Source organism: Streptomyces chlorus, assembly GCF_042655885.1.
In the GTDB taxonomy this organism is placed as follows: domain Bacteria; phylum Actinomycetota; class Actinomycetes; order Streptomycetales; family Streptomycetaceae; genus Streptomyces; species Streptomyces chlorus.
In genome coordinates, this window is the sequence record NZ_JBHSOA010000053.1 from 202,287 (window position 1) to 213,074 (window position 10,788).

10 protein-coding genes are annotated in these 10,788 nt (G+C 70.0%); 1 reads left to right on the forward strand and 9 read right to left on the reverse strand.

Annotation, left to right across the window (positions count from 1 at the left end; translation table 11 throughout):
• Positions 1 to 83 precede the first annotated feature (83 nt).
• From ACFPZI_RS24740 to ACFPZI_RS24765, 6 genes are all read right to left on the reverse strand, one after another.
• Positions 84 to 1,823 carry a CocE/NonD family hydrolase gene (locus ACFPZI_RS24740; protein WP_381366886.1) on the reverse strand — a complete coding sequence of 580 codons (1,740 nt, stop codon included), beginning with the start codon at positions 1,821 to 1,823 and terminating at the stop codon, positions 84 to 86.
• Between the two features lie 26 nt (positions 1,824 to 1,849).
• Positions 1,850 to 2,791 carry an MBL fold metallo-hydrolase gene (locus tag ACFPZI_RS24745; RefSeq protein ID WP_381366889.1) on the reverse strand — a complete coding sequence of 314 codons (942 nt, stop codon included), beginning with the start codon at positions 2,789 to 2,791 and terminating at the stop codon, positions 1,850 to 1,852.
• A gap of 35 nt (positions 2,792 to 2,826) precedes the next feature.
• Positions 2,827 to 3,750 carry an alpha/beta hydrolase gene (locus tag ACFPZI_RS24750; RefSeq protein WP_381366892.1) on the reverse strand — a complete coding sequence of 308 codons (924 nt, stop codon included), beginning with the start codon at positions 3,748 to 3,750 and terminating at the stop codon, positions 2,827 to 2,829.
• Positions 3,751 to 3,754: 4 nt separating this feature from the next.
• Complete coding sequence (locus ACFPZI_RS24755) at positions 3,755 to 4,870, reverse strand: FAD-dependent oxidoreductase (RefSeq protein ID WP_381366894.1); 1,116 nt, start codon at positions 4,868 to 4,870, stop codon at positions 3,755 to 3,757.
• Positions 4,871 to 4,954: 84 nt separating this feature from the next.
• On the reverse strand, positions 4,955 to 5,914 hold the full coding sequence (locus tag ACFPZI_RS24760; protein ID WP_381366897.1) for a phosphotriesterase family protein: 960 nt from the start codon (positions 5,912 to 5,914) through the stop codon (positions 4,955 to 4,957).
• A 48-nt stretch (positions 5,915 to 5,962) separates the two neighbouring features.
• The gene (locus ACFPZI_RS24765; protein ID WP_381366900.1) at positions 5,963 to 6,937 is read right to left on the reverse strand and encodes a phosphotriesterase family protein; all 975 of its coding nucleotides are present in this window, start codon (positions 6,935 to 6,937) and stop codon (positions 5,963 to 5,965) included.
• 265 nt (positions 6,938 to 7,202) lie between these two features.
• Between ACFPZI_RS24765 and ACFPZI_RS24770 the strand changes: the two genes are divergently transcribed.
• On the forward strand, positions 7,203 to 7,610 hold the full coding sequence (locus ACFPZI_RS24770) for a hypothetical protein (RefSeq protein WP_381366902.1): 408 nt from the start codon (positions 7,203 to 7,205) through the stop codon (positions 7,608 to 7,610).
• Between the two features lie 127 nt (positions 7,611 to 7,737).
• Here ACFPZI_RS24770 and ACFPZI_RS24775 read toward each other — a convergent pair whose 3' ends face one another.
• From ACFPZI_RS24775 to ACFPZI_RS24785, 3 genes are all read right to left on the reverse strand, one after another.
• A complete protein-coding gene (locus tag ACFPZI_RS24775; RefSeq protein WP_381366905.1) occupies positions 7,738 to 8,301 on the reverse strand; it encodes an EF-hand domain-containing protein in 564 nt (187 codons plus the stop codon).
• Complete coding sequence (locus ACFPZI_RS24780; protein WP_381366908.1) at positions 8,298 to 10,013, reverse strand: aldehyde dehydrogenase family protein; 1,716 nt, start codon at positions 10,011 to 10,013, stop codon at positions 8,298 to 8,300. Before ACFPZI_RS24780 ends, ACFPZI_RS24775 begins: the two co-directional genes overlap by 4 nt.
• Before the next feature lie 524 nt (positions 10,014 to 10,537).
• Positions 10,538 to 10,788, reverse strand: a 251-nt coding sequence (locus ACFPZI_RS24785; protein ID WP_381366911.1) for a Txe/YoeB family addiction module toxin, incomplete at its 5' end; no start/stop codon positions are given.

Consider the following 10,788-nt stretch of genomic DNA (forward strand, 5'->3'; position numbering starts at 1 on the left):
AGGGTACGGCGGCCGGCCGGCCGGTGTCGTGAGGGCGCGTCAAGAGCCGCCGCGCCGCTCTCCTTCGTGGTGCGGGCAGAGCCCTACCGTGTCGCGTCCGGCGCCGTGACCGTCGTGAACGGCAGCACGAGCCGGGAGGGGTGCTCGGCGTCGCGGTAGATCTTGTGGGTGACGGGGCGGCCCACCGGCAGGTGGAAGGCGTCCGGCGGCAGCAGGGCGTTGTGCTCGTCGGCCAGCGGCTCGGTGTTGGAGAGCTCCACGACCAGCTTGTGTCCCGGCAGGAACGTCGCCCCGAACGGGTAGACGCGCAGCACGTACTCCTCGATCTTCCCCGGCTCGACCGGCACCGCACGCGTGTGCGGGTGGTGGGGGTCGCCCTCCGTGGTGCGCTCCTCGTCGAGCTCGCGGTGCGAGGCCTTGAGGTAGGCGGTCGTGATGAGCTGACGCTTGCCGTTCGGAGCCTCGTCCCACATGCGCAGGATGAAGTTCGTGTCGGGCTGGTCGATCTCCACGAAGAGGTGCGCCGCGCCCTGACCGATCATCTCGGTGGGCTCGGTGAACGGAGCGGTGCTCCAGTTGAGGATCTCCACCTTGTCGGTCACCGTCAGCGGCGCCTGGTAGAAGCCGTCGGGGGCGGCGTACTCGGCGCCCATGGGCTCGGGCTCGAAGGACAGCCCCCGACGCGGTCGGAAGTAGAGCGACTTGTGCTCCACGTCCTTCGGCGGCCACTGTGCGCCGGTGACGGTCTCGCGCGAGCCCTCGACGTGGACGGTGACGGCGGGCTCGTCCATGATCCCGTTGTCGATGCCCTTGAGCCAGTACTCGTACCAGCGGAACATCTTGTCGTGCTCCTCGATGAAGGGGCGCGACTGCATCGGCGGGTAGGGGCCGATGTCGAGCTTCTTCGGGCCCTTCAGCGACTTGTACAGCTCGATGGTGCCGTCCATCGTCCAGCCGCGGCCCTGGTCGATCTGGAGCCAGACCGGGATGTCGATGCGGGGCGCGAGCGTGATGGGGTTGCGCTCCTCGTACCACTCGCCGTCGACCTCGTTCATCACGATGTCGAACCAGGCCTCGTGGTTCTTCGGGTAGTTCAGCACGTGGACCAGGTTGGGCCAGGCGGCCACGTCCGGGTCCCGCAGCCGCTTGGCGACACGCTCCTTGATCTCCTCGGGGGAGAAGGTCTCGAGCATGCGGGACTTGACGCCGTCGGTGAAGGCCCAGCCGGAGTCGCCACCACGGCCCTCACGGGCGGCGCGCGGCATGAACCACATGACGCCGCCGTGGTAGGTGGTCTCGTAGAAGTCGTAGTGACCGCCGCTGACGAAGATCGCCTTGAGGCTCGGCGGCCGCTCGGCCGCCGCCAGCACCTGCATCGAGCCGAAGTAGGAGATGCCGATCATGCCGACGTTGCCGTCGCACCACGGCTGCTCCGCGACCCACTCGATGAAGTCGTACGCGTCCTGTCCGAGCGAGACACCACCGGCGTTGTAGTTGCCGATGTGCTCGCCCTCGGAGGCGCCGGAGCCGCGCAGGTCACCGATGACGTGGACGTAGTCCTCCTGGACGACGCGCGCGATGTCACCGGCCTCGATGCAGCCGTCCCACATCGGGCTGGGGCGCCGCTGCGGCGGCGTGGTGAGCGCGAGGGCCTGCAGCTCCTTGCCGTACGGGCTGAGCGCCACGAGCGCCGGACGCGGCTTGTCGTCGACGCCGCTGTAGGTGTCGGCCGCCAGCATGACGCCGTCGCGCATCGGCACCCGGAGATCCTTGCGGACGGCGATCTCCTGCAGGCCCGCCCGGATCATCTGGAAGTCGGTCATGAGTGCGAAGCTCCTGTACTACGAGACTACGAGTTCTGGTTGTGCTGCGTGCGGTAGCCGTGCATCGACGTGAAGAACGGCGACGGCTCGAGCGTGGGGTCGCCGGTGTAGCCGAGCTCCTCGGCGGTACGGGCGAACGGGGAGTACGGCGAGTCCGTCTCCTGCGGGCCGGCCTCCAGGCAGCCGCAGGCGGCCGAGGCGACCCGGCCCTCGACGGCGAGGCTCTGCTCGATGGCCTCCTGCGCCTGGACGGCGTCGAGCTCGACGCCGTACGGCGTGCCGTCGGCGCGGCGGTACGGGTGTCCGAGGTACAGGTGCCGCGGACGGATCTCGTCGCGCAGGTACTCCAGACTGGCCCGGTAGGCGACCGGGTCCGTGTAGCCCGGGAAGCCGTTGGCAGCCCCGTGGACCTGGACGGAGTCGCCGACGAACACCGAGCGCTGCCCGTCGACGACGTAGGCGACCGATCCGGGCGTGTGGCCCGGTATCGAGTGCACCGAGACGGTGACGTCGCCGCCGAGGGAGAGGGTCTCGCCGCCCTTGACGAGCAGGGTGGGCTCCATCTCGCCGGAGATGACGGCGTTCGCGGCGGCCGTCACCTTCGCCTCTCCCTCCGGGTCGCCCAGGTACCGGCCCCGTCCCGCGAGGTACTCCTCCACGTGGGCCCGCCGCGAGCGGAGCATCGGCGCGTCGGCCTCGTGGATCACCACCTGTGCCCGCCGGCCGGTGAGCTCCCACAGGGCGTACGCCCCGCCGACGTGGTCGATGTGACCGTGGGTCAGCAGGATCCAGCGCACATCCTCGATCCGGCGCCCGATCGCCTCGAGTGCGGGAGCCATCCCCTCGGCGGGCGAGGAGCCGATCCCGGTGTCGACGACGGCCGGCTCGGGTGCGTCGATGAAGAAGCTGTAGAGACCGAACCGGCCCCAGGGCGAGACCAGGGGATGGACGGGGGCTGCGTGCGTCATGGTCCTCTTTCTGAACTCGTACGCGGTCGGCCGGGTCAGCGCCGGCCGAGGAAGTCGCGCGTCTCCTCGAAGACCCTGTGGTACTCCGGGATCCAGGAGAAGTGCTGGACGAATCCGTGGCCCGCGCCCTCGTACCGGCTCACCGTCGCCTCCACGCCGGCCTCCCGCAGCCGCCGGCCGTAGAGCTCGCCCTCGTCGCGCATCGGGTCGTACTCCCCGGTGACGACGAGGGCCGGCGGCAGCCCGGTGAGGTCCGCCCGCCTGATCGGCGAGACGAGCGGGTCCGCGGGGTCGGCGCCGCTGTCGAGGTAGAAGGCGTTGAAGGGCTTCAGCCCCGCCGTCTCCAGGCCGTAGCCCACGGCGTTCTCCCGCAGCGAGGCATAGCGGTCGACGTCGAAGTCCAGGTCGAGCGAGGGGTAGTAGAGGACCTGGTGCGTGATCCGGTCGAAACCGTCGTCGTGCGCCCTGGCCGCGACGGCGGCGACGAAGGTGCCGCCGGAGCTGTCGCCGGCGAGGGCGAGGGTCGTGCCGTCCCAGGCCAGGCTCCCGCCCTGCTCGGCGACCCAGCGCACGACCGCGTAGCAGTCGTCGAGACCGGCGGGGAAGGCGGCCTCGGGCGCCAGGCGGTAGCCGACGGAGACGACCTTGAGCCCGGTCTCCTTCGCCAGCGAGCGCGCGACGTGGTCGTGCGTGTTCAGGCTGCCGAGGAAGAAGGCACCGCCGTGGAAGTAGACCAGCACGCCGTAGCTGTCGGCCTCGACCGGCGTGTAGATCCGTACCGGTACCTCGCCCGACGCCGTCCGCGCGGTCACGTCCTCGACCGCGTGGAGCGGCAGCCGCTCCTCGAGGGGAGCGACGTGCGTCTCGTCCCCGGCGCGCATGGCGACCGGGTCGAGCGGGCCCTCGGGCGGGGTCGGCAGGCCGGCGAGGAACTTGGCGATCTCAGGGTGCAGGGGCATTCCGTTACTCCTTCGGCGCGGCGTCGGCGGGCTTCTGGCCGGGGAAGACGTCGTCGATCTCTTCTTCGGACCAGCCCTGGCGGGAGATGGCCTGCAGCTTGTCGGTCTCCGGCTTGCGGGTGGCCTGGTAGCGGGCCAGGGCCTCCTTGAGGGAGGGCGCGTCGCGCAGGGCGTCGGCCAGCGCGCCGGCGTCCTCGATGGCGGAGTTCGCACCCTGGCCCTGGTGGTGCAGCATCGAGTGGGCCGCGTCGCCCACCAGGACGACGGAGTCCGAGTGCCAGGTGTCGACCGGGTCGATGTCGTAGACCGCGCGGATGTTCACGGTCGCCATGTCGAGGTCGCGCGTGATGGCGACGAGGCGCTCGTCGAAGCCCTCCACCGTCGCCAGGATGTCGTCCTTGGTGACCTCGGGGTTCCAGGCGCCGTCCGGGCACAGGGCGGTGATGTCGAACGACACCTGGCCGCGGTGGCGCAGCGGCAGCAGGTAGACCTTGGTGCCCTTGCCGATGTACATCCGCAGGTTGTCGTCGGTGACCATGCCGTGGGCGTCGTCCACGGAGATGACCGCGCGGTAGGCGTGCTCGCCCGAGAACACCGGGCCCTGGTCGCTGAACAGTTCCTTGCGCACCACCGACTTGATGCCGTCGGCACCGACGACCAGGTCGGCCTCGACGGTCTCACCGTTGGCGAAGGTGAGGACGGAGCGGTCGCCGTTGTCCTGGATGCTCTCCAGCTTGTGTCCGAGGTGCACCATGCCCTCGGGGAGCACGCCCAGGAGCGCCTCGATGAAGTCGCCGCGGTGGATCAGGTGGGTGTGGGTCTGCTCGCCGTCGGCCGGCCACGTCTCCTTCATGATCGGCTCGCCGGTGGCGGTGAGGATCTCGAAGTACTCGCTCGGCGAGGTCACCTTCGCGATCGCGTCGAAGATCCCCCACTGGCGGAACCGGTTCATGGTGGCGGGACGCAGACCGATACCGGCGCCGACCTCCCGGGTCTGGCTCGCCTGCTCGTAGACGTTGACCTCGGCGCCCAGCAGGCTGAGCGCCTTGGCCGCCGCCGCACCGCCGTATCCCGCTCCGACGATGGCGATCTTCAGGTTTTTCAGTTCTGAGGTCTGCATGGTGGTTCTCTCTGATTCTGGAAGGTCAGGAAGACCGTGGAGGGTCAGGAAGTTTTCTGGAGAGCCAGGAGGACTTCTGAAGGATCAGGAGGACTTCTGAAGGGTCAGGAAGTCGGCCGGGTTGTCGACGAAGATCGTCTTGATCGCGGCCTCGTCGAGACCGGCGGCGCGGAGGTCCGGGATGAGGTCCTCGAAGATGTAGTTGACGGTGTGGCCCTTCACGCCCGGCCAGCCCAGGGGGCTGCAGTTGGCGTCGGCGGAGGCGAGGACCTGGTGCAGCCGGCCGTCGCCGATGAAGCGGAGGAAGTGGTCGAGGCGCTCCTGGCGGGGGCGGGCCCAGAACGGCGGGTCCGGCAGCTCGGTCTCGTAGCCGAAGGTGTCGAAGCCGATGCGCCCGCCCTGCTCCGCGATCCAGACGTCGCGCGTCTTGTCGGCGTTCACGCCGTCGTCGACATGCCCGAACAGGACGCGGTCCAGGGGGAGACCCTCTTCGTTGAAGATCGCGATCGCGTTCTCGGCGTCGATCGCGAGGTGGGTCAGGATCGGCACGCCCGTGGTGAGCGAGGCGCGGGCGGCGGCCCGGTAGATGCGCTTGTCCAGGTCCGTCATACGGCCACCGCGGCTCACCCCGACCTTGATGACACCGGCGAGGCTGCCGGTGTCGCCGATGCCGACGGTGATCTCGTGGACGAACTGGCGGGTCAGGTAGTCCACGTCGGCCCGGGCGAAGTGCGGCAGGGCGGTGTCGCCGCCGACGAAGCCGGTGCAGGCGACGATGTGGACGCCGGTCTTCGCGGACAGCGACTTGTAGTAGTCGACGTCACGGCCGTTGCAGATCCCGGTCGCGTCGACGAAGGTACCGCCGCCGTGCTCGTGGAAGCGGCGCAGCTTCGGGACGGTCTCCTCGTACCGCTGCTCGGGGGTCTTCCACCACTTCGTGTCCAGCTCGGAGCCGGGCATGCCGTAGCCGATGTGCTCGTGGATGGCCACGAGACCCAGCTCCTCGGCCGGGATCTGCCCCAGGACGGTGTTCACTCTCGACACAACACTCACCTTTGAGAAAAGAAACTTGATGGTCGCTCGCGCGGGCGCTCAGCGCGCCGACAGCAGGTCGCGCGGGTTCTCCACGAGAATCCGCCGCGTGTCCTCGTCGCTGAGACCCTGTGCCTTCAGGAGCGGGACGAAGGTGGTCAGGACGTAGCTGTACGGCAGGTCGTTGCCCAAGTGGCCCTTCGCCACACCGGTCGCGCTGCTCGAGAGCAGGATCCGGTTGCCGAAGCCGGCCTGCACGAGGTCGGCGACCAGAGCTGCGCGCTCGTCATCGGTGATGTGGGTGTCGTCCTGCGCACCGACGTGGTCCAGGGCGACGTAGGCCCCGCGTCGGGCGATCTCGAGGGGCGCGCCGGCGGCGACGGCGTCCTTGCGGTCGAGTCCGCCGACGACGACGCGGTCGGCGGGCAGCTTCTCGTCCAGGACGACGTCGAGGTCGTGGAGGGCGTCGGCGCCGTAGCGGATGGAGACCGCGACGCCGGTGCTCAGGGCGGTCCGGGCCGCACCGCGGAACAGGCTCTCGTCGGTCGCGGTCATGCCGTCGAGGGTCGCGGTGGTGGCCACCAGGCCGGCGGGGCCGCGTCGCTCCACGCGGGGCACCACCATGCCCTCGGTGACCTCCTTGGTGAAGAGGTCGGCGAACTTCTCGGCCGGCCACGGCGTCGGCGGGTTGGTCTGCGGCGTCAGGAAGTAGCCGCCGAGCATCTCTTCCGGGCCCTGGCCCGTCGAGGCGACGATGTGCACGCCGGTCGTACGGGAGAGGGCCTCGTACAGCCGGACGTCCCGGCCGTGGAACATGCCGGTGCTGTCGACTACGGTGCCGCCGCCGTGGGCGCGGAAGTCCTTCAGCTTGGCGGCGAGCGTCTCGAAGATCTCGGCACGGTCGATGGTGACGTCGTAGGCGTACTCTGCGCCCGGAACCACCGACAGCAGCGCCTCGTGGACCGACACGACGCCCAGATCCTCGGCCGCCACCGGGCCGAGGACGGTGTTCACAGTGTTGCTCTCGACGCTCATGCCTGCCTCACGTGTCCGGGGTGGGGTACACCGCAGGGGCGCACCGCACCCTTGTGGCTGATGTCAAGGTAGCCATTCGCTTTACATGACGTCAATGAAACTGACACCACGAAAAAACAATTCACGGGAAGCGGATCAGGCACCCGACGCAGCCCGCCCCGCCTGCGACAACACCCCGAAAGACGGTCGACGCCACCACTGCGGACCACCTATTGCGAGCATCCCCTACCGAGCGACATGCCTGAATTGCACTAAATCTGCATCGTTGGCTTCGGCGACGATCCTGCACCTGAACCTGATCGTCGCCGTGGCCGACATCCCGTTGAGCGGCGTCTCCCTCCGGGCGGCCGTCGCCGGGAGGGAGACGATGCTGGAGTACGGGATGATGCGCCACCGGGACGAGGACACCCGCGCCCGGGCCGAGCGGTCCGTCGCCCGCCGCACCCCCGAGCTGGGGGAGGGCGAGAAAATCGTCTGCCGGACGAGCGGCGGCCGCCTTCTGGCGGAGGGTCTCTCCCACGGATGGCGGCCCGGCACCGTCCACCTCACCGACCGGCGGCTCATCGTCCTGCGTGACGAGCCACGGGAGATCCTGTGGGGGACCGGACTCGACGCCGTCACCGCCCCCGCCACCGCACCCAGGCGGAAGAAATGGCCCCCTGAGCGGTCGTGAACAAACTGATCCTTGCCGGCACTTGGCGCTGCGGTGGGGGCATCCTGCCTGAGGTGACGGCCGTCGGCGGCCAGGGGACCGGGGGCCGGCGAGGCCGCTACCCACCGGGCCCCGGCCTGTGCTTGCTTCAGGCGACCGCGCCGTAGAGCCAATTGCCGGCCGCCTCGGCGTCGGGGCTGAGGTAGTACTGGCGGACGGCGGCCAGCAGCTCGTCGACCGTGAGCCTGCCGTTCCCGTCCGCGTCCAGCTTGCGGAAGGCGTCAGCCCTGTTCTCGGGCGCGGTACGGAACACCTCCTGCCATGCCTCGAACTCCCGCTCGTCCACCTCACCGTCCCCGTCGGTGTCCAGCAGCGCGCACACCGCTTCCGCCAGGGGCCGGAACGAGGTGTCGAAGCCCTCGGGCGACTCGACGAAGGCGCCGGTCATGCAGTCCCGGTACTCGTCGCGGGTGAGCCGCTCGTCGCCGTCCTGGTCCGCGGCGGCGACCAGGGCGTCCCAGAAGCGGGTCATGCCGTCCATCAGCGCGGTGCCCTTGGGCGAGGTGACGGGCTCGCCGAACTTGGACAGCAGCTGCGATCCCAGGGTCAGGAGGTCCTCGCGGTCGATGAAGCCGTTGTCGTCGGTGTCGAAGTGCCGGAAGCACAGGTCGATCTTGCGGTGGAGCAGGGTCATGCCGGAGAGCGTGGTCATGTGTCGGCCTTTCTGCTGGTGCCGGACTGTCCCGGCAGAGGGATACGGGTGGAGGGAGCCGGCCGGGCCACCAGGGGCATTCCGGCGGCGGCGAGGTGGTCGAAGGGCTCACCGGTCCCGGTGGCGAGGCTGATGCCCTGGAGGCGGGTGGTGCGCAGAAAGGAGACGTTGGCCTCCCCGAAGACGCCGCCCGACAGCCCCGTGCCGCCGACGATGGGCAGCACGGGCAGGGTCCCGATGTGGCTGTCGTTGACCTTCAGCACACCGCCGTTGGTCACTTCGTCCGTGAACCGGTGGACGACGTGCGGATCACGCGCCCACAGCGAGTTGCGCAGCCCGTACCGATTGGCGTTGACGAACGTGAGGACCGCGTCCAGCAGCGCGTCGTCCGAGGCCGCTGCCGGAGACGTGGCGGCCTCCGGCACGACCACGCACATCAGGGGGAAGAACGTCTCCTCGGTGACGGCGTTCATGGCCGCCGCCCGTTCGAGACCCCGTACGCGCAGCAGCGCGGGCCGGACGAACGGGCCCCGCGGGGAGGGACGGCCGTGCACGTCGACCAGGTCACCACCGCAGAGCAGTTCGGCGCCCCGGGCCACGGCGTCGTCCAGCACCTCCTTGCATTGGTTCCGCTTGATCACCGGGGTGAGCACGACCTCCGGGTCGTCCGGCAGCCCCACGCGCAGGGCGGCCACCTTCCGGTGCAGCCGCTCGGTGAAGTCGTCCGCCACGGCGGGATGCACCAGGGCGAACTTCGGTGCCAGACAGAGCTGTCCGGACCCCAGGTAGCGCTCCAGTGCCGCTTCGACGGCGCCGTCCAGGTCGGCGTCCCGCCAGACCACGAGGGCGTCGTTGCCGGCCAGCTCCATGATGGGCTTCTTGCCGTGCTCCAGGCAGGAGCGGGTGAGTTCGGCGCCCTGGGCCGAACCGCCGAAGAAGAAGATGTCGTCGCAGTGCGGGGAGGCGAGCCACGTGCGCAGCATCGGCCGGGCCGGCGCGCACAGCACGCTCAGCGTGCCGGGCGGCGCCCCATGGTCGGCCAGCAGCGGGGCGACCAGCTCGTGGAAGAGGTGGGCGGTGCTCAGCGGGACCGTCGGCGGGGCGTTGACCACCAGCGCGTTGCCCGCCGCCAGCGTCGGCACCCCGGACAGAGCGGTGAGCATCGGGGCGTTGCGCGCCGGGTCCAGGCAGACCACCCCGTCGGGCTTGCGCACCAGCCGCACCAGCCGGCCCGCATGACCGCCCTCCCAGACCATGGCGGCACGCGCGTACGCGACCGAGTCGGGGTGCGTCAGGTTCAGCGCGGCGGACAGGGCCCACCGGCTCACCTGCAGCGGGTTCCCTTCGGCGACGAGGACCGACATGAGTTCCTCAGCCCGCTCCCGCAGCAGGCGGTGGAAGGCGCGGACGAAGTCCAGCCGGTGATCGAGCGGGACGCGCGCCCAGGCCGGCTGCGCCTCGCGCGCCGCGGCGAGCGCCGCGAGGGCCTGCTCGCCGGTGGACCGCGCCACCCTGCCGACCAGCCGGGGGTCGTCGTGGTCCGCCGGGTCGGCCCGGTCGTGGTCGAGACGCGCTTTGAGCGCGACCGTCTCGTAGGTGTCGAGCAGCACGGCGCTGCTCCTGGGCCAGTGCACCCAGCTCTCGCCGGCGGCGGGTAAGCCGGCCAGCAGGACCGGATAGCTCCGAAGCGCGGTCCCCGAGGAAGCATTCACACCCCGGATTCTTCGCACCGGGGCCCGGCTTCGGACCTGATTACGGCACCCTCCGCCCTGAACAGGGGAAATCCACCCATTGCCGCCCGGCCCGTCTCCCTGGCGTGGTAAGCACCGGTGCCGGCCGAGGCGCCGCCCGACGGTCAGAAGTGCGCCACTGGCCAGCCCGAACACGTCAAGGTTCACCGCTGCTCTCACGGTTGCCGGTGCTGAAACTCCGGACTCCGGGTGGACGAGGTCCGCGAGCTGCTGCGGCGGGCGGTGACGGATCAGCGCGGCCTCGCCGGTTCGGTCTCCCTGTCGGCCGAGGCCGAGAACGCCCTGGTGCGCCTTTCCGCCGGACCGACGCGGCCAACAAGATCCCGAACGCAGCGGCCGGTTTCTTCACGGCCAAGCTCCACTGCGCCCCGGACGGCACCAAACAGCCTCCGTGCCGGCCTCATGTTCGAGACCGGCACGAAGGACGACAGTGACATCCCAGCCCGGGAGCAGCATCCCCAGGAACGCCTGCACCGCCCGAGCGGTCAGTAGTGGTAACGAGCCGCGAGGATGACGATCTCCCTGTCCGTCACCAGATGGACGAGGCGGTGCTCGTCGTCGATCCGCCTCGACCACACCCCGGGCAAGTGGTACTTGAGGGGCTCGGGCTTCCCGATCCCCGCGAAGGGGTCACGCTTGACGTCCTCAATGAGCTTGTTGATTCGAGCGAGCGTCTTGCGGTCGCTCTTGAGCCAGGACGCGTAGTCCTCCCAGCCCTGATCCTCGAAGACAAGCC

Excerpts from the sequence above, each read along its gene's own strand:
- ACFPZI_RS24740 (WP_381366886.1), bottom strand. The coding sequence starts at position 1,823 with ATGACCGACTTCCAGATGATCCGGGCGGGCCTGCAGGAGATCGCCGTC.
- ACFPZI_RS24745 (WP_381366889.1), bottom strand. The coding sequence starts at position 2,791 with ATGACGCACGCAGCCCCCGTCCATCCCCTGGTCTCGCCCTGGGGCCGG.
- ACFPZI_RS24750 (WP_381366892.1), bottom strand. The coding sequence starts at position 3,750 with ATGCCCCTGCACCCTGAGATCGCCAAGTTCCTCGCCGGCCTGCCGACC.
- ACFPZI_RS24755 (WP_381366894.1), bottom strand. The coding sequence starts at position 4,870 with ATGCAGACCTCAGAACTGAAAAACCTGAAGATCGCCATCGTCGGAGCG.
- ACFPZI_RS24765 (WP_381366900.1), bottom strand. The coding sequence starts at position 6,937 with ATGAGCGTCGAGAGCAACACTGTGAACACCGTCCTCGGCCCGGTGGCG.
- ACFPZI_RS24775 (WP_381366905.1), bottom strand. The coding sequence starts at position 8,301 with ATGACCACGCTCTCCGGCATGACCCTGCTCCACCGCAAGATCGACCTG.